The following is a 20,840-nucleotide window of genomic DNA, read 5'->3' as shown; positions in this document are numbered from 1 at the left end:
CGACCCGCGGGGTTTTGATCACTGGCTGTCCGGCAACTCGCCGGTCATCCTGGCGACGGTCCGGCGGGGACACGGGGTACCCCCGCCGGACCGGCCACGTGACGGATCAGGAAAGGTAGTCGTTGCTGAAGGCGCCGGTGGCGGTCACCGGCTTGTCCAGCAGACCCTGCTCCTTCATGAAGCTCGCCATCCTGGTCCAGGTCGCCGGATCGTTGTGACCCGGCTTGCCGGAGGCCGGCGGCTTCATCAGCGGCGTCGTGGCCTTGAGGACCGCGAGCGCGGAGTCCTGCTGCTTCTGGCTGTTCATCCCCGGTATGTAGGTCTTGCTGATCTTCACCGCCTCGTCAGGGTGCTTCAGGGCGTACTGCGCACCGCGGAGGGTGGCCGCGACGAACTTGCGCACCTCCTTGCCCTGCCGGCCCAGCGTCTTCTCCGTGACGCCGAGCCCGGCCGCGACCAGCGGGAGCGCCGCCGTGCCGGAAGTGCCTTCCACCGGGCGGACCTTGATCCCCGCCTGCTGGAACTGGACGGCGTCGTTGTTGAGGTAGCCCATGACCGCGTCCACCTTCTTGCCGGCCAGGGCGGCCTGCTGGGTGAAGCCGATGTTCTGGACCTTGACGTCCTTGGTGGTGAGCCCGCCCGCCTTCAGCTGTGCGAGCAGTCCGAAGTAGGTCTCGCCGTACGGGCCGGGAGTGCCGATGCGGCGGCCGCGCAGGTCCCGGACCGTTCGGATGGGGGAGTCCTGCGGCACCAGCATCGCCACCGGGTAGGTGTGGTAGAGCGTCGCGACGTCCACTACCGGCACGCCCTTGGCCCGGGCCTGCAACATTTCGTCGCCGCCGGCGTAGACCACGTCCTCCTTGCCGGCCGTCATGCCGCCGAAGAGGTCGTCGGTGAAGCTGTGGTGATGCAGGTTCACCTTGAGCCCGACGTCCTTGTAGAAGCCTTTGCTCTCGGCCACGTAGAAGGGAGCGAACTGGATGTTCGGGATGTAGGTGAGGCCGACCGTGAGGGTCTTGCCGTCAGCGGGCTCAGAGGCGGTGGGGTCCGTGGTGCAGGCGGGGAGTACGGCGCTGCCCGCCAGTACCAGGGCGAGAGCCCCCACGGATCGTCTGCTGATCTTGCGCATGCGCATTGGCGTCCTGTTCGTGTCGTGTCGTGCGTTGTCGTAAGAGGTCTTGGCTTGTCGGCAGCGCCGCAGGAGGCACGGGCGCTAGCGTTCGGCGGCGAGCTCGGCCAGGCGCACCGTGCCGTAGGCGACGGCGGCCAGCAGGGTGAGGGTCAGCAGCGTGACGAAAAGTCCGACGGAGTCCGCCTGGCCGCGCTGGACGGCGAGGAGCTGGCCGAGCCCCTCGCCGCCCATGACGAACTCGCCCACCACCGCCCCGGTGATCGACAGGGTGCAGCCGGTACGCACTCCGGCGAGGATGCTCGGCAGGGCCAGCGGGAATTCGATGTGCCGCAGCATTCCCCAGTGGCCGACGCCGTCGATCCGGGCCGCGTTCAGCACGTCGGGGTCCAGTTCCCGCAGGCCGAGCACGGTGTTCACGAACATCGGGAAGAAGACCATCAGCGCGCAGAGGATGGCGATCGGCAGCAGTCCGTACCCGGCCCACAGGGCGAGCAGCGGGGCGAGTGCCACGGCGGGCACTGCCTGCGAGGCGGCGATGTACGGCTGCACGGCCTTGGCCGCGAGCGGGCTGCGGGCCATCAGGTATCCGAGCGGAAGGGCGGCCACGATGCCCAGGCCGCTGCCGGCCGCGCTCTCCACGACGGTCTGCCAGGTGTAGTCGAGCAGCCCGCCCTGCGCCACCGCGTCGGCGAACCCCCGGGCGACCGTGCCCGGCGCGGGCAGGAAGAACGCTGACACCGTTCCCGTCCTGGTGACCGCCTCCCAGACGCCGAGCAGCAACGCGCCGAAAACCAGCGGTGGCAGCACGGTGCCCGTCCGCCCCCTCGTCCGGCTCCTCGGCCGTCCGGCCGGGACGGGCGACGCGGTCGTTCGTGCGGGGCGGTCGGCAGTGGGCCGCGGGGCCGCGGTCGTGCTCTTCGGCTGTGGCACTGCTGCTCCTTTCGTCTCCCCTGCGGTGGGGCGGTCGGTTCTGTGGACTGCGTCGCCCGGCGGTCGATGTGCGCTCATGGCTCTCGGCGGCGCAGCGGGAGCGTTGTGCCGCAGATGGCCACAGCCCCCGCGGCAAGGGCCAGCCAGCCGGCCGTGGTGCCGGTCGTCGTCACGACCGCGATGCCCGCAGGTGGCCCGGCCGCCGTACCGGCGCTCCAGGCGAGCGAGGACAGCGCGCTGCCCCGGCCGAGCGAGGCCGGGCCGGACAGTCGTACCAGCAGCGGGAAGAACGCCGAGGAGTACGCGATCTCGCCGAGCGCGAAGAGGGTGGCGAACGCCGCCAGCAGGGCCGTTCTCACGGTGCCGGGGTCACAGGCCGTGGCCAGTGCGCCGGCGCCGAACGCCGCGCACCACAGCAGCGGCGCCGCCATCAGCGCGGTGGACTCCGGGAGCCGTTCGCAGCGTGCGCCGACCGGGTGCTGAAGCACCAGCAGCGCGAAGGCGTTGCCCGCCGTCACCATGCTGACTCCGGTCAGACCGATGCCCATACCGTGATGCAGGAGCAGCGGGACGGTGGCCTCGATCTGGGTGAAGCCCGCCGCGGCGAACAAGGCCTGACCGAGGAGCAGCAGCATGAGCGGTCGGCTGCGTACCAGCGCGCGGTAGCTGTCGCCCCCCGGAGGTGACCCGGGCGACGGACCTGCGGGACGGGCGTGGTGCACCCGGTGCGCCGCGAGGAACACCAAGACCAGCGGCACCGAGCCTGCCGCGCCCGCCTCGTACATCTGCCGCAGTGCCCCCGTCGAGCGGGCGGCACCGGCGAGCAGCAGACCGCCGCAGGTGGCGCCCGCTCCCATGCCGACGTTGGTCATGACATGGCGCAGGACGAAGGCCCGGCGTTGCAGCGCGGTGGGGACCAGAGCGCTGACCACGCCGGTGATCGCCGCGTACTGCAGTCCGTAGCCGATGCCCGCGAGCACGCCCGATGCGGTCACGGGTGCCATGCCGCGGGCGGCGCCCAGCAACGCGTAGGCGAGCACGAGCGAGAACGTGCCGATGGCTCCGACCGCCGCCGGGCTGCCGCGGTCAGCCCGGGGACCGCCGATCACCGCGGCGACGCATCCGGCGACGGCCATGGCGACGAAGTAGCCGCCGGCGCCCACACCGCCCAGCCCGAGCTGGTCGCTGATGAAGATGCTGGTCAACGGGAACACCAGGCCGATGCCGGCGCTGGACACCAGCAGCCCCGTCATGAGCGCGTGGAAGAGCCCGCCGAGACGCTCGGGCGCCGGCTCGGCGTTCGCCGCCGACCTCCCGACCCGGCCGGTTCGCCGGGCCGCGGTCACTGCGCGGCCAACGCGTCACGCAGGCGCAGGAGTTCGCGGACCGGGGCGAGGTCGAACGGACCGGGGAGCGAGACGATGATCTCCGTGGCGCCGGCCGCCGCGAAGTCCTCGGCCAGTCCGGTCTGCGGGGTGTCGATCATGACGGTGCGGCCGATCTCGCGGGGATCGCGGCCGATTCGCTCGCACCATTGGTCGAGCAGGCCGTTGCGGCTGCGGAACTCGGCCACCGGGTCGGTGGAGTCCCAGCCGTACCAGTTCCACAGGTCGGCGTGCCGCGCGACGGCCGCCAGGGTGCGCTTCTCGCCACCGCCGCCGATCAGCAGCGGCAGGGGACCGGCCGGTGCCGGATTGAGGCGGCCCAGACGTTCACAGATCGCCGTCACCGATGCTTCGAGGGCGTCGATCCGGGCGCCCGGGCCGAGGAAGGGGTAGCCGTACTCCTGGTGCTCCTGCTCGAACCAGCCGGCGCCCACACCGAGCACCAGCCGGCCGCCACTGAGCAGGTCGACGGTGCGCGCCTGGTCGGCGAGCAGGTGCGGGTTGCGATAGGCGGTGCAGGTCACCAGGGAACCGATGGTCGCTTGCCGGGTCTCGACGGCCATGGCGGCCAGCAGGGTCCAGCACTCGTAATGGCGGCCCTGGGGATCGCCGGTCTGGGGTATGAAGTGGTCCCACGTCCACAGTGAGTCGACACCGAGGTCGTCGAGGGCGCGCCATGCGGCGCGCAGGTCGGGCAGGTCGCAGTGCTGCGGGTGGAGCTGGGCACCGATCCGCAGGGCGAGGCGGCTGGTGGGGGAGGTGATCATCGGGTGTCTCCTGGTACGGCGTGCCTGGCTTGGCAGGCGGGGCTCGGTCGGCGTGGGTCAGCGTGGCTCGACGAAGACCCGGTAGACCGGCGACCGGGAGCTTTCGACCAGCGCTTTCTCCACATCACCGAGTTCATGGCGGGAGGTGATCAACGGCGCCAGCCGGCCCGCGAGCACGCCGCTGCGCAGCAAGGCGGCGGCAGTACGCCAGTCGGCGGGTTCCTGGCTGTAGGAGCCGGTGACGGTGAGCTGTCGGCGGTGCACCTCGTAGCCGGGCAGAACGGCGTCCTGGGTGTCGTGCGAGCCGCCGAACAGGACGATCCGGGCCCCGTCGGCGGCTGCCCGGAACGCCGTGGCGATTGCCTCGGGGGAAGCGATGGTGACGAACACGACGTCGGCGGAGGGCAGTTCGCCGGCGTCCTGCGGGGTGACCGCCTGGTCCGCACCGGCCGCGAGGGCGTCCTGCCGGCGCTCGGCGTCGGTCTCCACAACCGTGACCGACCGGGCCTGCTCGTGCTGGGCGAGCAGCAGATGGAGACGCCCCATGAACCCGGCACCCACTACGGCGACCCGGTCACCGGGCCGGAACGCGGCCCGGCGGAAGGAGTGCACGACACAGGCGAGCGGCTCGCCCATCGCGGCGTGCACGGGGTCGGCGTCACCGACCGGCCAGGCGTGAGCGGCCGGCACCCGGACGTACTCGGACAGGCCCGCCCCCATGCTGATGCTGCCGTCCGGCAGCAGGCTGCCCTGCGGTGACGCGCAGACGGCACTGTCGCCGGCGCGGCAGTTGCGGCAGGTGCCGCAGCGGGTGAGCAGGTCGAGGGTGACCAGGTCGCCCACGGCGGGCGCGTCCTCGAGGGCGGCGGCACGCGCACCGACCCGCTCGATGCGGCCGGACACCTCGTGCCCGGCGGCGACGGGGTAGACGGGCATCTCCCCGGTGTAGAGCTTGGCCTCCATGGTGCACAGGCCGCAGGCCGCGATCCTGACGAGCACGTCGTCCTCGCCGATCTCGGGGACCGGGGTGTCACTGATCTCCACCGAGCCGGGGGAGGTGACTAACGCGATGCGCATGGAGCTTGGTTCCTTTCGTCGTGCTGTGCTGTGAGGGGCGTTCCGAGAACCGCGGAAAGGTGCAACGGGGGCTGCCCGACGGACCGGCGGTCCCGCAGAGCCGGGGGACTTCGCTCATGGATGTGGGCTCCAGCCGTCCTGCGGCGCGGGGGAGTTCTGCGCGGCGCATGCCGGAGGCGGCTCGGGACCGCGCGGTCAGCGAGCGGTGGGAGCACCCGTCCACACGGGAGGTGTCTCCCGGCCGGCCGGAGGCTGGCACTGCGCCCACTCCTGGTCGGCCACGTCGTGCCAGGGGTGGGGACCCCGGGTGAAGTCCCCTTCACCGAAGGAGAGCCGGGTGCCGTGCGCCAGATGCACCGCGAGCGGATCGGATCGGTCGGCGACCACCCGGACCAGGTAGCTCGACCATGTCCGTCCGCCGAGGACTTCCCGGTGCAGGACGGTCGTGCCGGGTGCGAACCGGCCAGGCTCCGCGGTCCCGGCTTCGTTGTCGGTGGGCTCGGCCGCACGCAGCGCGCCCTCAGAATTGTTGCGCATTGAAGTGTTGATCCCCCGTGCTGACACGGATCCGACATTGCGCGGACCCCAAATGCCCGCTTCGCCGGCCGGCCGAACTCGCCTCGCAGCCCCGTATTCGTCGAAGCGGGCGACCGGCGCCGATCTGACCGTTATTGACGGTTGGTTAGCGGCGTGCGGATCGTAGACACAGCCGCGAGACGTTGGCAACTCTTTTGAAACGGCGTGCCGTTCGCCTGTCGGGCGATGCGTGACGCAGGCCACAATGACTCGATTTCGCCAATGCCTTGTCAAGATCACGCGGAGTGTGCAAGGTTAACGGAAGTTATCACGAACGTTTGCGCACTCCGGGGTCGGTGAAATTCCGAACCGGCGGTTACAGTCCGCGACCCGACCGCCTCCAGCGGCCGGTTGACCAGGTGAAATTCCTGGACCGACGGTGAAAGTCCGGAAGGGAGGCAGTGCGCGGCGAGCAGGGTCTTTCCCGATCCTTGTGGAAGTTCCGCACGTCCTCACGGGGACTGTGGCGCCCCGACGGGAAAGTGTCACGTGCCCTTGCGCTCGTCGTGTGTCTCAGGCCCCGGAAGTCCGCGCCGCCAGCGCGAGGAGAGACTTCGATGGGCCGATTACCGGGCAGTGCCCCTGCCGCCGCGCAACCCCGCCCGACCGGCCGCAGCGCCGAGTTCCAGGTGCGCGGGGCCCGCTCGGCCGACCTCGCGCCCCGACCTCGCTTCCACCGAACGCTAGGACCACGGGCATGACCACTACCGATTCGATGCTGTCTCCCACCGCCAGGGGCGTGCAGCCCCTCGATCCGATCGACCACGCGGTCGCGGAGATCGCCGCCGGCCGGGCGGTCGTCGTCGTCGACGACGAGAACCGCGAGAACGAGGGCGACATCGTCTTCGCAGCCGAGCTGGCCACCCCTGAGCTGGTCGCCTTCGCCATGACCGAGTGCCGGGGCCTGCTCTGCGCCCCGATGCCGGGAGACGATCTGGACCGGCTGGAGCTGGATCAGATGGTTCCCCGCAACACCGAGAGCCACCGCACCGCCTTCACGGTCTCCGTCGACGCCGCCGTCGGCATCAGCACCGGGATCTCCGCCGCGGACAGAGCGCTGACCCTCCGTCTGCTGGCCGAACGCAGGAGTTCACCCGGCGACTTCGTGCGACCCGGACACATCTTCCCGCTGCGGGCGCGTGACGGCGGCGTGCTGGTGCGGCCCGGTCACACCGAGGCCGGTGTGGATCTCTGCCGGCTCGCCGGATTGCGCCCGGCAGCGGCCGTGTGCGAGATCGCCAACTCCGACGGCACCATGGCCCGGCTCCCGGAGCTGCGCGACTTCGCCGAGCGTCACGGACTTGCCCTGATCTCCGTCGCCGCCCTCATCGACCATCTGCGGCCGTCCGAGGGGCCGCCCCCCGTGTGCTCGGCTCGGCCGGGAGCGGCCCTGGGCTGACCGACGGGGGGTGCCACGAGGAAGGACCACGGGCCCGGCAGGCCCGCAGATGTTTTGCAAAAAGCATTTGCCGGGCCTCCTTCCGGCGTGCTCCGAATTGCGAATCTTGATGAATTCACCAAGAATTGTCGTGGTATTTGACATTGCGCCGTTGAGCATTCAATACTCGAAAGCGACCACGAGTCAGGGGGGGAACCGGCATGCTCGACAAGGGCGCCATAGAAATACCCAGAGGAATCTGGGAAGAAGTACTCGGTATTTCGGTCGACGATGTCGCCGCCGATTTCTGCGACCTTGGCGGCGATGCACTGCCGGCGGTGGCGATTTCCACCCGCGCTATCGAGTCCGGCCTCGCGATGCCGCGGTCCGCAGTTCTGCGCCGCAGTACGCTCCGCGAGCTTGCCGAGGCGGTCGAGGATCCCCAACTGTTCGAACGTGCCTGACCGATGGCTATCGTTGTCGTCTACGACCAGGGTGCGGCCTCGCCGCGCGAGATCATCGGCCGGTTGCGCACATCGGAGCCCGTGGTGGTGGTGCTCGCGGACTCCGGGCACGCCCGCCAGGTCCGCCCGCTCCTGGAGGAGAACTGCGCCGGTCTCGTACCGCTGGCCGACGGGGACGACGCCGTCGTCGCCCGTCTGCGCGCCGTTGGGGCCAAAGGCATCCTGACCTTCAGCGAACGCATGCTCACCGACACCGCGTTACTTGCGGAACGGCTCGATCTTCCGTTCAACTCCCCGGAAACCGTCAAGGGGTTGACCGACAAATCCGTTCAGCGGCGCCTGCTGCACGAGGCCGGCGTGGACGCCGTCCGCAGCACGGTCGTCACCACCGCCGGACAATGGCCGGACGCACTGGCACAGGTGGGTCTGCCCGCCGTGGTCAAACCGGTGCGTGGCGAAGGCAGCCGGAACACGGTCCGGGTGACGGACCCCGACCGCGGCGCCGCCGTGATCGAGGAGTTCCTGCGCGCCGAACCGGCTCTGGTGGTCGAGGAGTTCCTCGAAGGGGCCGACTGGGCCCCCTTCGGCGACTATGTCTCCGTGGAGAGCGCCGTCACACCTGAGGGCACGCGTCACTTCGCGGTGACGGGCAAGCTGCCTCTGGCACCTCCCTTCCGGGAGTCGGGCCAGTTCTGGCCCGCGCCCCTGCCGCCGGAGCAGGAGGCCGAAGTGGTCGCTCTGGCCGATGGCGCACTTCGCGCACTGGGTGTCACCCACGGCCTGGTCCACACGGAGATCAAACTGACGCCCGCCGGGCCCCGCCTGATCGAGGTCAACGGAAGGCTCGGCGGGTACCAGGCCGACCTGGCCACACGTGCCGCAGGGCTCGATCTCGTCGCCCTGGCAGGCGAGTTGGCCCTCGGAGGCGAGTTGGCCCTGGGACGCAGCGTCCCGCTGACCCCCGTACGTCCGGAGCGGGTCCACTTCCAGTGCTACACACCCGGACCCACCTCCGGCGGCCTGCTGGAACGTGTCGACGGCGCCGCGGAGGTACGGGCACTCCCCGGGATCACCGTCTACCGCCCCGCTGTGCGGCCCGGCACCCTGCTCGCCGGTGGCACCGGCACCGCACTCCTCGACATGACATACGGCTCGGCCGACGACCACCACGACATGATCGCGCTGGTGGAGCAGGTGAGGGGTCGTCTCGCGTACGAGTTCACCGTCGACGGGCGGCGCGTCCTGCGAACCGCCCAGGACCTGCTCGTCAACCCGTAGGGCGGCCCCGGTTCCTCCGGACCCGTCCGCCGGGCCCCACCCCGGCCGGTGAACGGCGTTGCGACCGAACCGTTCCGATGTTCCGTCATCTCCATTCCGCCCTTGACCCTGGAAGGCTCATGCCCACCCTCAGCTCGGCCGCGACCGGGTTCCTGAAAGATCTCGTCCCGGCGCCCGGCGCCGAGCGCCGGATGGGTGTCCTCACACTCGCCCAGTCGCTCGGCACCGGCCTCTTCCTGACGTCCGGCGCCATCTTCTTCACCAGAACCGTCGGTCTGTCCGCCGAGAGCGTCTCGGTGGCCATGTCGGTGGCCGGTCTCTGCGGGTTCCTCGCCACCGTCCCGGGCGGCAGGATCGCGGACCGGTTCGGCGCCCGCCGGCCGCTGGCGGCGAGTTACATCCTGCTGTCCGTACTCTTCGTCGGCTACGCGTTCGTCGACAACATCGCCGCGTTCGCGGCCGTCGCGTGCGCCATCGCCGTGTGTGAGACGGTCGGCAGTCCGCTGCGCGCGGCCCTCACCCATGCCCTGTTCGGCTCCGCCAGGTCCGCGAATGTCCGAGCCCGTATGCGCAGTCTGTTCAACCTCGGCTTCACCGGTGGGGCGGGACTGGCGGGAGTCGCCCTCGCCACCGATTCGCGGGCCGCCTTCGTCCTGGTGGTGACCGTCAACGCGGTGCTACAGCTCGCCTGCGGCATCCTCGTGCTACGGCTGCGGCCGAGCGGTCCTGAGGCGGTGCCGGCCACGGAGCGTTCCTGGACGGCCTTCCGGGACGGCAGGTTCCTGCTGGCCACCGTGCTCACCGGGATCCTCGAGCTGTTCCAGCCCGTGCTCGCCGTGGGCGTACCGCTGTGGATCGTCAACCGCACCGACGCGCCGGTCGCCCTGGTGGCGGTGCTGACCGTGGTCAACACCGTCTTGGTCGTCCTGCTCCAGGTCGCCGTCGGCAAGGGGTCGGACACCGTGGCGGGCTCCGGCCGCCTGCTGCTGCGGGCCGGCCTGCTGATGGCGATCGCCTGCTGCCTGTTCGCCGGGTCGGGCGGCACCACGACCATCTGGACCGTCGTCCTCCTGATCGCCGGCACGGTCGTGATGACCATCGGCGAGCTTGCCCAGTCCGCCGGCGGCTGGGGTCTGTCCTTCGCCCTTCCGCCCGAGGGCCGGATGGGCGAGTACCAGGGGGTGTTCGGACTCGGGCGAGGCCTCCAGCAGTTCTTCGGACCCGCCCTCGTCATCATGCTTCCGCTCGGCATGGGCACCGCCGGCTGGCTGCTGCTGGCCGCCGTGTTCCTGATTTCCGGCCTCATCGCCATGTGGGCCTTTGCCCGTGGCAAACCGTCAGGTGAGCATCCGAGCCCTGTCCCCACGCCCTCGTCGTAGGAGCACCAGGTGAATCCCACCCACGGTAGCTGTCCCTCCTTCCGCCGCACGCTGCCGACCACAGCCCGCTCGACGTGGGCGACTTCGCCCACAAGACCGAGACGGCCAAGAGGGCCCAGCGCCACGGGGAGTTCTTCGTCATCGCCCGCACCCAGGCCATGATCAGTGGGCTCGGCGTCGACGAGGCGCTCAAGCGCTGCGCCGTCTACGCGGACGCCGGCGCCGTGCTGATGCACTCCAAGCAGGTGTACGCCAACCAGGGACTGCGGGCCACCGTCACCTCCCTGCGGGCCGCCCTCGGCTCGATCTACGAGACCGGGCACTCGGCCCACCCGGAGGACGGCATCACCGGGGTCAAGGACGTCCTCGAACTCCGGCAGCTCGACCAGTGGCAGGAGTTCACGGCTTGATGGCCGGCTCTCCGCAACCGCGATCCGACCAGCGAAGGGACCACACGTTGTCGTCGCAGGACGCGGCCCTGGTGCGCCATCAGGGCGCACGGGCCCGAGCACTCGCGCTGACCACCGTCAGCACGGCCGGCACCGGCCACATCGGAGCGGACCTGTCCGCCATGGACATCCTCCGCGCACTGTACTTCGGCGTGCTGCGCGGCGGACCGGACGACCCGGACCGGGACCGCTTCGTCCTCAGCACGGCCCACTCTTCCGCCGCGGTCGAGGACACCCTGGAGTACTGGCACACCGACGGTGGAGAGTACCTTCAGCGCCTGCTGGACCAGGGCGACGTGATGGCAGTCGGTGGCAGCCATGGCGGGAGGTGAACTGCCGGCGGACCCGCGTTCGCTTCCCGAGCTGTTCGCCGGGGTCGCCGCCGAGCGCGGTGACGCGCCCGCGGTGGCATGGCACGGTCGGCAGGTCGGCTACGCCGAGATCGGACGGTCGGCCGAGGCCGTGGCCGCGACTCTCACCGCGGCCGGCATCGGCCGCGGCGACTTCGTGGGAGTGCTCCTGGAGCGCTCCCCGCGAGCACCGTCCTGGATCCTCGGTGTGCTGAAGTCCGGGGCGGCGTATGTGCCGCTCGATCCGTCCTACCCGGCGGAGCGGCTCCGGTACATGGCCGACGACGCCGGGCTCGCGGCCCTGGTCGGCGACCCCGACCGGGCTGCGGTCTGCGGGCTGGACCGGCTGACGGTCATCGACCCGGAGGCCGGCCCGGTGTCCGTGGCCGCCCCCGCGGCACCGCCCTGTCCGGATGATCCGGCCTACGTCATCTACACCTCCGGATCCACCGGTCTGCCCAAGGGCTGCGTGGTGACCCACGGCAATGTGCTCGCCCTGCTGCGGGCCAGTCTGCCGCTGTTCGACCTGGGTGGCGACGACCGGTGGACCCTGTTCCACTCCGCCTCCTTCGACTTCTCCGTCTGGGAGCTGTGGGGCGCGTGGGCCACCGGCGGTACTGCGGTCGTGGTACCCGCCGAGACCGCCCGCGCACCCGAGGAGTTCCTGAGGCTGCTGACCGACGAGCGGATCACGGTGCTCAACCAGGTCCCGTCCGCCTTCCGCCACCTGAGCAGGGAGTACGCCGACTCGGGGGCCCCCGCCTCGGCCCTGAGGTACGTGGTCTTCGGCGGCGAGAGCGTCGACCTCGACGTGGTCCGTGCGTTCCTCGCCACCGCACCGGCGCCCGCGCCGGAGGTGGTCAACATGTACGGCATCACCGAGATCACCGTGCACGCCACTCATCTGCGGCTGACCGCCGAGCACCTGGCCGGGGAGGTCAGTTCTCCCATCGGCAGCCCGCTGCCCCACCTGTCCATCGAACTGCGCGACGACGCACTGCGGTTGGTCGAGGACGGCGAGGCTGGCGAGATGTGGGTGGCGGGCGAGGGAGTCGCCGCCGGCTATCTCAACCGGCCCGAGCTCACCGCCGAGCGGTTCCGCACCATCGACGGCCGCCGCCTCTACCGCACCGGCGACCTGGCGCGACGACTGCCCGACGGGCGGCTGGCCTACCTGGGCCGCAACGACCAGCAGGTCAAGCTGCGCGGACACCGGGTCGAACTCGGCGAGGTGGAGGCCGGTCTGAGGGCCGCTCCGCAGATCGCGGACGCCGCCGCGCTGGTCACCCGCGACGGCATCGGCAACCACCTGCTCACTGCCCTGGTCGTCCTGGCCGAGCCCGGCGAACTGGACGTGGCGGCCCTGCGCCGGCACGCCCGCACGACCATGCCGGCGCACCTGGTGCCCAACCGGTTCCACCGCGTCGGCGAACTGCCGCTGACCTCGTCCGGGAAACTCGACCGGCGTGCTCTCGCGGAGTGCGCTGCCGAGGCGGGCGGGACCGCTCTCGACGTCCCCGCGGTCTCTGCCGGGCGGTCGCGGAGCTTGCCTTCGGGCTGATGCCGGCGGTCGGCGGGCACATCGCCCTCGCCGACCGCCGCTGCTCTCCGAGCAGCGGCTGCGGCCCGGCCGGCGCTGGATCTGCTCAGTCGGCTTCACGTCGGTCCGGCGCTTGCCGACACCGGCCGGATCGACGTCGAACTCGCCTACCTCGTGCTGCTGTTGGGGCTCGGGTGGCACTGCTCAGATAACAGGGCAGCGCCACGGACGGCACCAACCTGCCGTGAGCGCCTGCCTGAGCCCGTCCACCGCAAGCCTCCGGCCTGACCTCTGGTCCGGCCGGAGGCTTGCGGTGTGACTGGTCGCCAGAGCTGGACAGTACCCGCCGCCTTGGTGCGTCCTACGGCGTGCGGAAGGAGTCCGCGTAGATGTGCCGGATGAGGTCGGTGTCGATGTCCGGGGTGGGATCGTTGTCGAGATTTCCGCTGATGCCGTCGACGAACGTGTCGATGTCGCGTGAGGTGAACCCCCAGCCCTCCAGTCCGGTCGCCAACCCCGCCGTGTCCAGCACACCGGAGACGGCTTGGTGGATGTCGTGGTGGCCCAGGGCCTCGGCGACGTCGGCGAAGCCGTCCTTGGCGTGCGGCTGGACGGTGCGCAGCCAGGCAGGGTAGAGCAGGGCCAGGCCCCTGCCGTGCGGTACGTCGATCCGCCGGACCGCGCCCATCGCCTGCTGGAGGCGGTGCGGCAGACAGGTGCTCGCACAGGCGACGTTGACGCCGCCGAGCAGTGCGGCGTGGGCCATCGCCTCCCGGGTCTTCGGGCTGGTGTTCCCAGCGGCGACCAGGGGCAGATGGTCGCGGATCAGCGCGATCGCGTGCCGCGCGTGAGACCGGCTCTCGTCGGTCGCGCGGGCCGCCACATAGCCCTCGATCGCGTGGGCGAGCGCGTCGAAGGCGGTCTCGACGGCGACCGCGACCGGGAGCGGCGCGGTCAGGTCCGGGTCCACGATGGCGACCTTGGGGAAGATGTCGTCGCCCCGGATGCCGGACTTGAAGCCCCGGACCACGTCGGTGACGATGGCCCCCTTGGTGACCTCCGACCCGCTGCCGGCCGTCGTCGGCACGGCGATGACGGGGAGGGCGGACGGTGAGGCGGCGAGCGTCTCGCCGATGAGGTCGCGCACGGTGTCGTACGAGCCGGCCACGGCCACGGCCTTGGCCGCGTCGATGGCGCTGCCGCCGCCGAGGCCGATCACGACATCGCAGGACCGCGACTTCGCCAGCCCCACGGCCTCGTCGATCTCGTCGGACCGGGGGTTGGCGCTGATCTTGTCGAAGACGGTCACCGACAGGCCCGCCCGGCGCAGCGAATCCGCCGCCCGGTCCAGGAAGCCGTAGCGGCGCATCGCGGTGCGCCCGCACACGATCAGCGCGTGCCCGCCCCACTGGGCCGAGAGCGCGCCGACCTGGTCCAGGGTGCCGCTCCCGAACACCACGTGCGTGGGTACGGGGAACTCAAGCCGCATGGTCACCGACTCCCTTCTTCCGGTTGTCCTCAAGAGCCTCGATGACGGCGCAGGTGCCGTCGGCGAGGTAGTGCAGTGCGGAGCCGCCGCCGGTGGACCGGGGACCGGTCCAGGGAAGCTCCGCGACGGTGTCGCCGCCGAGCAGCAGGGTGTGCGGCTCACCGGGTTCACGGGCGCCGAGCACCGCTGCCGCGGCGCGGTGGTTTCCTTCGGCGTGTCGGCCGGGGGTACCGGCCACCAGGACCCGGCCGGCCTCCCGTACCGCGTCCACCGCCCACCGTTCGAGGTCGAAGTCGACGATGGCCCAACCGTCCGGGACGCCCTCCTCGACGCCCACGGTCCGGGTGGCGCCTTCGGGTCCGGTGATCAGGACCGTACGGGGGAGGTGGATGCGGGCCCGGTGCCGGCGGCCGAGTACGGTGCGGGCCACGGCAGCGCAGCGCTCGGCCTCGGTGCCCAGATCGGAGCCGCCGATGGCGTAACCGCTGACCGCCAGAAGGGTGTTGAGCACCACCCCGCCGGGGATCACCACGTCGTACGCGCGCGTCAGGCTCTCCAGCCCCACCACTGTCTTCTCCGCCTTGACGCCGCCCAGCACGGCCACCGAACCGGCCCCCCCGCCACCGGCCGCCCACGGTCGCAGCAGCTCGGTTTCACCCAGGAGGCTGGAGGCCGCGTAGCCCGGCAGGAAGTCGAGGATGCCGACGTTGGAGGCGTGGCGGCGGTGTGCTTTGGAGAATCCGCCGACCGCCACCCGGTCGCCCAGGCGGGCGAGGGCGGCGGCCAGTTCGCGGTCGCCGCGTTCCTCGCCCGCCTCCAGCCGGACGTTGCCGAACAGAGCGATCTCCCCGTCGCGCAGCTCCGCCGCCCAGATCTGGGCCTGCCGCGAGGAGCATTCCGGCAGATAGCGGACTTCTCGGCCCAGGCGCCGGCCGAGGTACCCGGCCAGATAGTCCAGGTGCCGGGCCGTGCCGTCCTTCGCGCTGCCCTGGTGGCTGAGGAGCGCGACCCGGGCACCCGCCGCGGCCAGGCCGCGCAGGTCGTCCAGCTCGGTGTCGATCCGGCCGGTGTCCGTCAGCGCGGGGCCGACGTTGAAGCCGGCGGAGTAGACCCAGCGCTCTCCGGGCACGACGGGATGGTCGCGCAGCAGCCGCATGGTCCTCACAGCCCGTAGTGGCACAGGCCGGTCCGCTCGTCGAGGCCGAACATCACGTTCATGTTCTGGATCGCGGATCCGGCCGCGCCCTTGACCAGGTTGTCGGTCACGGCGATCACCTTGACGAAGCCCCGGGCCGCGTCGTAGTCCACGCCGATGTGGCAGAAGTTGGAGCCGGTGACGGCGGTCAGACTCGGATAGACGCCGTACTCCTTGGCGTTGAGCCCGGCCTTCTTCGGTGCGCTGTTGACGCGGACGAAGAACTCGTCGGCGTAGTGGCGCTCGTAGAGGTCCAGCAGCGAGGCCCGGTCGGTCCGCACACGCTCCTGCTGACGGACGGCCAGGCTCGCCTGGATGTAGATGCCCCGGGCGAAGTTGCCGTGCGCCGTGGTCATGTCGACACACAACTCCCGGCCGGCCAGCGGCGCGAGATGATTCTCCAACTCCGGGGCGTGGCGGTGCCCTTCGAGGCTGTACGGGAGCATGGAGCCGAACGCCTCGGCGTGCATGACCTCCGTGAGCGGCTTGTTCCCGGCCCCGGTGGTGCCGTTGACGGCGGCGAGATGGACGGGGATGTCCAGGTCGGCGAGGCCGCTGCGCAGCAGGGGAGTCAGTCCGAGCACGGTGGTGATGGCGTAGCAGCCGGGGTTGGCCACCAGCCGGGCTCCGGCGACCTGTTCGCGATGGAGTTCGGTCACCCCGTAGACGGCCTCGTCGAGCAGGTGGGGGGCGGCGTGCGGCGCGCCGTAGACCTCTGCGTACCGCTGCGGGTCGCGGAAGCGGAAGTCGGCGCTGACGTCGATGACCTTCACCCCGCGGTCCAGGAAGAAGGCCGCCGAGCGCATCGCCTCGCCCGACGGGGTGCAGAAGAACACCACGTCGAGGTCGTCCGCGCGGCGCCGGAGTTCATCCACGTCGACGAAGCTCAGCCCGCAGCCGAGCAGATTGGGGTGGACCCGGTCGAACTCCTCCCCGCCCCGGGCCGTGGGCGTGATGGAGCCGACACCGGGATGGTTGAGCAGCAGCCGAGCGAGTTCGCCGCCGGCGTAGCCGGTGCCTCCCACAATGCCGATATGCAGCGTCATGCGTTACCTCGCGGAGTGAGGATGATCTTGCCGGTGGTGGCTTTGCCCTCGGCCATCAGGCTCATGGCCTCGGCGGTGTCGGCCAGCGCGAAGCGGTGCGTGACCATGGGGCGGGGGTCGATCTCCCCGGCGGCCAGCCAGGAGATCACGGTGCGGAAGTCCGCGGCCGTCGACAACGAGGAGCCGATGACAGTCACCTCCCGGCCGACGAGGGCGTTGGCCGCCAGTGGCACGGGGCCGTCGAAGAAGCTGACCACGATCACGGTGCCGCCGGCCCGCACGGCGCCGACCGCCTCGTCGAGCGCGCCTGGGTGGCCGGCCGCGACCACGACGACGTCCGCCTCGGCCGACGGGTCGGCGGATGGGGTGGCCGGGGCGAGGACGTCGGCGTACGCGTCCGCGCCAAGAGCCAGGGCGCGTACGCCCTTCTCCTGGCCGAGGTCGGTGCAGGTGATCCGGGTGAAGCCGAGCCGGCGTGCCGCGATCAGGCAGGCCAGGCCGATGTTGCCGGATCCGATGATGCGCATCGTGCGCCCCGGCGCCGGGCCGGCGAGCCGGATGGCGTGCAGGCCGATGGAGAGCGGTTCGACGAGCGCGCCGAGCTCCGGTTCGAGCCCCGAGGGCAGGACGAAGGTCATGTTCGGCCGGAGCGTCACATACTCCGCGAAGGACCCCTCCCACCCCAGGTGGCACAGGTTCCGCTTGTCTCGGCAAAGGTTGGTGAGCCCCTGAGCGCACCGGTCGCAGCTCTCGCAGTGCGTGTAGGCAGCCGCGCAGACCAGGTCGCCGACGGCGAAGTCGCCCACAGCCCGCTCCACGACGCCGCACAGCTCGTGTCCGAGGACGACCGGCGCGGTCTTGTAGGGGTGCGCGCCCCGGTACGTGGCGAGGTCCGACCCGCACACGCCGGTGGCGAGCACCCGGACCAGGAGCTCCTCCCCGTCGGTGGCGGGTACGGGACCGCTCCGGTACTCGATCCGCCCGAACTCCGTGAGTACGGCGCTGTTCATCGGCACGAGGTGGCCACCTTCCCTCCGGCGAGCACCTCGTGCAGCGAGTCGAGGAGAATCCGGCCGATGCGTTCCTGGGAGTCCGCCGACATCGCGCCGATGTGCGGCGTGATCACGACGTTGTCCAGCTCGGCGAGGCGGCCCGGGTTGCCCTCCTCGGCCACCACGTCGAGTGCGGCGCCCGCGATCTCGCCGTCGGTGAGCGCCCGGTACAGGGCCTCCTCGTCGACCACGGGTCCCCGCGAGATGTTGACCAGCAGCGCCGAACGCTTCATGGCCCGCAGTGCGCGGTCGTCGATCAGGTGGTGCGTACGGTCGGTGAGCGGGACGGCCAGGCACACCACGTCGGCGGTGGCCAACAGCTCGTCCAGGACCACCGTTTCGACTTCCCGCCCACGCAGCTCCAACCGGCGCTCGGGCGTGTCCCGGTCGACGGTGGCGATCACCCGCATCCCCATGCCGTGCGCCAACTGGGCGAGGCGCGAGCCGATCTGGCCCAGGCCCACCAGGCCGAGGGTCTTCCCGCCGAGTTCGATGCCCGCGAGGGCGGCCTTGTTCCAGACTCCGGCCCGCACCTGGCGGTCGGCCGTGACGATGTGGCGGGCAGCCGACAGCATGAGTCCCAGGGCCAGTTCGGCGACGGCCGGCGCGGAGACGCCGGGTACGTTGAACACGGCCACCCCGGCGGCCCCGGCGGCGTCGAGGTCGATGTTGTCGACCCCCGAGCCCGCCCGCGCCACGACCTTCAGCCGCGGCGCCGCCCGTATGACGTCCGCGCCGATGCGCACACCGCTGCGCACCACGATGACCTCGACGTCCTCGACCAGCTGCACCAGGCGGTCGGCCGGGGGCCGCAGCTCGACGTGGACGTCGTAGGTGCGGCGCATTTCCGCCAGAGCGCTCTCGTGGATGGGATCCACCACCAGCACCCGGGTGCGTGCAACGGCGGGCGCAGGCAGCGGGGCACCGCCGGCTTCGGCGAGTTCCTGGACCGCGCGCCGGTCCAGCTTGCCGGACGGGCTCAGCGGCAGCGTGTCCACCCGCAGGAAGCGGTTGGGCACCAGGTAGGCGGGCACGGTGGCGCGGGCGTGGCGGCGCAGCGCGGCGACGCTGAAGGCGCCGTCGCCCGCCGGGACCACCAGCGTCACGAGCACGGCGGTGCCGTCGGCGTCGTACGTCACCGCGGCGGCCGCGTCGCGGACGGCCGTGTCGGCCCGCAGCGCCTCCTCCACCTCGGCGAGCTCCACCCGGTGGCCGCGGATCTTGACCTGCTGGTCGTTGCGTCCCAGGTACTCCAGGGCGCCGTCCGGCAGCCGACGGGCGAGATCGCCGGTGCGGTACCAGCGCGTTCCGTCGAACGTACGGAAGCGCTCGGCGGTGAGCTCCGGGCGATTCAGATATCCCGCCGTCACCCCGGTACCGGCCACCCACATCTCGCCGGCCTCGCCGTCGGGCACCAAGGCAAGGTCCTCGTCGAGGAGTCGGACCGACAGATGGGGGAACGGTACGCCGATGGGCGAGCGCACGGCGCCGGCCAGGTCCTCGGGTGTGAGCTTCTTGCCCGTGGTGAACACGGTGGTCTCGGTGACGCCGTAGATGTTGGCGAACTCCGGTGCCCGGTCCCCGGCTGCGTCCGTGTACACCCTGACGAGGTCCAGGTCGACGTTCTCGCCGCCGAAGATCACATAGCGCACGGCGAGTTCGGGCGCGCCGCGGTCGACGTACTCACGGGCCAGGAACCGGAAGACGGAGGGTACCTGGTTGAGCACCGTGACACCCTCGTCGACCAGCAGCCGCAGGAAGTCCTCGGTCGCACGGGCCGCCGCGGTGGGAATCACCACGGCGGTACCGCCGGTGGCCAGGGGCCCCCACAGCTCCCAGACGGAGAAGTCGAAGCTGAAGGAGTGGAAGAGCGACCAGCGGTCCTGCGGTCCGAAGTCGAACAGCGGCAGCGCGGCTTCGAGGAGCGCCAGCACGTTGGCGTGGGTCACGACACAGCCCTTGGGCTGCCCGGTGGACCCCGAGGTGTAGATCACGTACGCCGGGTCCTGGGGCTCCGGCGTGACGGCGGGTGCGACGGCGGGCGAGGGCATGCGGGGGTCGACGACCTCGGCTCCGTCCAGTCCGCAGGCGGCCGCCTGCTCCGGGTCGCCGACCAGGATCTTCACCTGGGCGTCGGCGACCATGTAGTGCAGCCGCTCGCGGGGATAGGTCGGGTCGAGCGGTACGTAGGCCGCTCCCGCCTTGAGGACGCCGAGGATCCAACCGGGCACCCGGTGGGAACGCTCCAGGAGCACGCCCACCAGGTCGCCACGGCCCACCCCGGCGTCGGCGAGCAGCGCGGCGACGGCGTCCGACGCCTCGTCGAGCTCGGTATAGGCGATCTCCCGGCCGCTCTCGGAGAGGGCGGCGGCCTGGCCTCGCAGCCTGACCGACCTGGCGAACAGGTCGGTCAGGCTGCGGGCACCGACCAGTGGGTCAGTGCTGGCCATAGGTGCCTCCGGTGGCCATGACGTCGCCCTGGTCGACCGGCTTGTAGTAGTCGGTGGGGTGCGCGTCGCCGCCGAAGTCGCCGAACATGCGCCGGAGTCGGGGCGACATGCGGTCCAGGATCTCCTGGGGCTGGCTGAAGTAGTCGTGCGGACGGTGCCACAGCTGGCCGTAGCGGAGGATGAACGTCTTCCGCTCACGGCGGGTGTTCGGCGCCACGGCGTGCCAGAGCGAGTACGGGAAGAGGAGCACGTCGCCCGGTGCGGCCTTGACCTCGATGGCGTCGTCCGGCAGCACGCCGCGGCGCAGCGGCTCGTCCAGATCCTCCATGTAGCACAGCGCATTGTTGCTGGTCGGCAGCTTGCGGTGGCTGCCGGGGATCAGCAGGAAGTTGCCGCTGTCGGACTCGGTGACGTCGGTGAAGAAGATCTGTGCCTTGACCTGGAGGCCGGGGCTGCCCGGGGTCAGCTGGATCCGCTGGAGGTACTCGCCGCCGTCGGTGTGCCAGTACTCCAGGGCCTCCTCCTGGAGGGACCGGACGAATATCTCGGTCCCCAGGATCTGGACGCTGCCGTTCAGCAAGGACATCAGCGGCCCGACCAACTTGGGGTGGTCGAGGAAGTAGTCCATCTCCGTGGTGCGGCTGACCGCGTCGCGGACGCGGACGGTGTGGCTGCGGTCGGTGAAGCTCGCATGGTTCTCGATCGTCGGGGCGCCCTTGGCGACCACGTCGTCGATGAGTTCGAGGCCCCGGGCCACCTCGTCCTGGTTGAAGACGCCCTTGAGGTGGATGTACCCGTCCCGCTCGTAACTCTCGAACTGCTCCTCCGTCAGCGACTTCCAGTCGCGCTCGCGCTGCGTCACCAAGGTGGAGTCGCGCATGGTCGAAACGTGCATCATGTTGG

The 20,840-nt window shown here is 71.0% G+C and carries 18 protein-coding genes, 1 pseudogene and 1 riboswitch; of the genes and pseudogenes, 7 read left to right on the top strand and 12 right to left on the bottom strand.

The genetic code is table 11. The features are described from left to right. Positions 1 to 106 precede the first annotated feature (106 nt). The 6 genes from ACZ4AA_RS08840 to ACZ4AA_RS08815 form a co-directional block, all read right to left on the bottom strand. Positions 107 to 1,129, bottom strand: a complete 1,023-nt coding sequence (locus ACZ4AA_RS08840) for an ABC transporter substrate-binding protein (protein WP_467597737.1) — start codon at positions 1,127 to 1,129, stop codon at positions 107 to 109. An 84-nt stretch (positions 1,130 to 1,213) separates the two neighbouring features. Continuing rightward, positions 1,214 to 1,798 (bottom strand): ABC transporter permease, encoded by a 585-nt coding sequence (locus tag ACZ4AA_RS08835; protein WP_467598915.1) that lies wholly within the window; start codon positions 1,796 to 1,798, stop codon positions 1,214 to 1,216. Between the two features lie 338 nt (positions 1,799 to 2,136). Beyond that, positions 2,137 to 3,315, bottom strand: a complete 1,179-nt coding sequence (locus tag ACZ4AA_RS08830) for an MFS transporter (RefSeq protein ID WP_467597734.1) — start codon at positions 3,313 to 3,315, stop codon at positions 2,137 to 2,139. A gap of 89 nt (positions 3,316 to 3,404) precedes the next feature. Continuing rightward, a complete protein-coding gene (locus ACZ4AA_RS08825) occupies positions 3,405 to 4,214 on the bottom strand; it encodes an LLM class F420-dependent oxidoreductase (protein WP_467597731.1) in 810 nt (269 codons plus the stop codon). Between the two features lie 57 nt (positions 4,215 to 4,271). Next, on the bottom strand, positions 4,272 to 5,291 hold the full coding sequence (locus tag ACZ4AA_RS08820; protein ID WP_467597728.1) for a zinc-dependent alcohol dehydrogenase: 1,020 nt from the start codon (positions 5,289 to 5,291) through the stop codon (positions 4,272 to 4,274). A 195-nt stretch (positions 5,292 to 5,486) separates the two neighbouring features. Beyond that, on the bottom strand, positions 5,487 to 5,828 hold the full coding sequence (locus ACZ4AA_RS08815; protein ID WP_467597725.1) for a hypothetical protein: 342 nt from the start codon (positions 5,826 to 5,828) through the stop codon (positions 5,487 to 5,489). Positions 5,829 to 6,145: 317 nt separating this feature from the next. Then, positions 6,146 to 6,276, top strand: a riboswitch (FMN riboswitch). A 288-nt stretch (positions 6,277 to 6,564) separates the two neighbouring features. Here ACZ4AA_RS08815 and ribB point away from each other — a divergent pair. The 7 genes and pseudogenes from ribB to ACZ4AA_RS08780 all read left to right on the top strand — a co-directional run. Beyond that, a pseudogene (ribB, locus tag ACZ4AA_RS08810) lies at positions 6,565 to 7,218 on the top strand (3,4-dihydroxy-2-butanone-4-phosphate synthase); the annotation flags it as partial. 248 nt (positions 7,219 to 7,466) lie between these two features. Then, positions 7,467 to 7,709: a phosphopantetheine-binding protein gene (locus ACZ4AA_RS08805; RefSeq protein WP_467597722.1), complete on the top strand. Its 243-nt coding sequence runs from the start codon at positions 7,467 to 7,469 to the stop codon at positions 7,707 to 7,709. A 3-nt stretch (positions 7,710 to 7,712) separates the two neighbouring features. Further along, entirely contained in the window at positions 7,713 to 8,987 is a 1,275-nt protein-coding gene (locus ACZ4AA_RS08800) for an ATP-grasp domain-containing protein (RefSeq protein WP_467597719.1), read from the top strand. A gap of 119 nt (positions 8,988 to 9,106) precedes the next feature. Further along, positions 9,107 to 10,366, top strand: a complete 1,260-nt coding sequence (locus tag ACZ4AA_RS08795; protein ID WP_467597714.1) for an MFS transporter — start codon at positions 9,107 to 9,109, stop codon at positions 10,364 to 10,366. A gap of 29 nt (positions 10,367 to 10,395) precedes the next feature. Further along, the gene (locus ACZ4AA_RS08790) at positions 10,396 to 10,776 is read left to right on the top strand and encodes an isocitrate lyase/phosphoenolpyruvate mutase family protein (RefSeq protein ID WP_467598912.1); all 381 of its coding nucleotides are present in this window, start codon (positions 10,396 to 10,398) and stop codon (positions 10,774 to 10,776) included. Positions 10,777 to 10,823: 47 nt separating this feature from the next. Beyond that, positions 10,824 to 11,147, top strand: a complete 324-nt coding sequence (locus ACZ4AA_RS08785) for a hypothetical protein (RefSeq protein ID WP_467597711.1) — start codon at positions 10,824 to 10,826, stop codon at positions 11,145 to 11,147. Next, positions 11,134 to 12,726, top strand: coding sequence for an amino acid adenylation domain-containing protein (locus ACZ4AA_RS08780; RefSeq protein WP_467597708.1), 1,593 nt, complete (start codon positions 11,134 to 11,136; stop codon positions 12,724 to 12,726). Before ACZ4AA_RS08785 ends, ACZ4AA_RS08780 begins: the two co-directional genes overlap by 14 nt. A 340-nt stretch (positions 12,727 to 13,066) precedes the next feature. Here ACZ4AA_RS08780 and ACZ4AA_RS08775 read toward each other — a convergent pair whose 3' ends face one another. Genes ACZ4AA_RS08775 through ACZ4AA_RS08750 form a run of 6 tightly spaced genes read right to left on the bottom strand, consistent with a single transcriptional unit; the run spans position 13,067 to position 20,835 of the window. Then, the gene (locus tag ACZ4AA_RS08775; RefSeq protein ID WP_467598909.1) at positions 13,067 to 14,194 is read right to left on the bottom strand and encodes an iron-containing alcohol dehydrogenase; all 1,128 of its coding nucleotides are present in this window, start codon (positions 14,192 to 14,194) and stop codon (positions 13,067 to 13,069) included. Continuing rightward, a complete protein-coding gene (pgk, locus tag ACZ4AA_RS08770; protein ID WP_467598906.1) occupies positions 14,184 to 15,350 on the bottom strand; it encodes a phosphoglycerate kinase in 1,167 nt (388 codons plus the stop codon). The genes ACZ4AA_RS08775 and pgk overlap by 11 nt, the downstream gene beginning before the upstream one ends. Positions 15,351 to 15,355: 5 nt before the next feature. Continuing rightward, on the bottom strand, positions 15,356 to 16,435 hold the full coding sequence (argC, locus tag ACZ4AA_RS08765; protein WP_467597706.1) for an N-acetyl-gamma-glutamyl-phosphate reductase: 1,080 nt from the start codon (positions 16,433 to 16,435) through the stop codon (positions 15,356 to 15,358). After that, positions 16,432 to 17,445 (bottom strand): zinc-dependent alcohol dehydrogenase, encoded by a 1,014-nt coding sequence (locus ACZ4AA_RS08760; RefSeq protein ID WP_467598903.1) that lies wholly within the window; start codon positions 17,443 to 17,445, stop codon positions 16,432 to 16,434. Before ACZ4AA_RS08760 ends, argC begins: the two co-directional genes overlap by 4 nt. Next, a complete protein-coding gene (locus tag ACZ4AA_RS08755; RefSeq protein WP_467597703.1) occupies positions 17,442 to 19,937 on the bottom strand; it encodes an amino acid adenylation domain-containing protein in 2,496 nt (831 codons plus the stop codon). The genes ACZ4AA_RS08760 and ACZ4AA_RS08755 overlap by 4 nt, the downstream gene beginning before the upstream one ends. Continuing rightward, positions 19,924 to 20,835 (bottom strand): phytanoyl-CoA dioxygenase family protein, encoded by a 912-nt coding sequence (locus ACZ4AA_RS08750; protein ID WP_467597700.1) that lies wholly within the window; start codon positions 20,833 to 20,835, stop codon positions 19,924 to 19,926. Before ACZ4AA_RS08750 ends, ACZ4AA_RS08755 begins: the two co-directional genes overlap by 14 nt. Positions 20,836 to 20,840: the final 5 nt, after the last annotated feature.

This window comes from Streptomyces sp. NPDC024698 (assembly GCF_055559015.1).
This window is presented reverse-complemented; position numbering and strand designations above follow the sequence as displayed.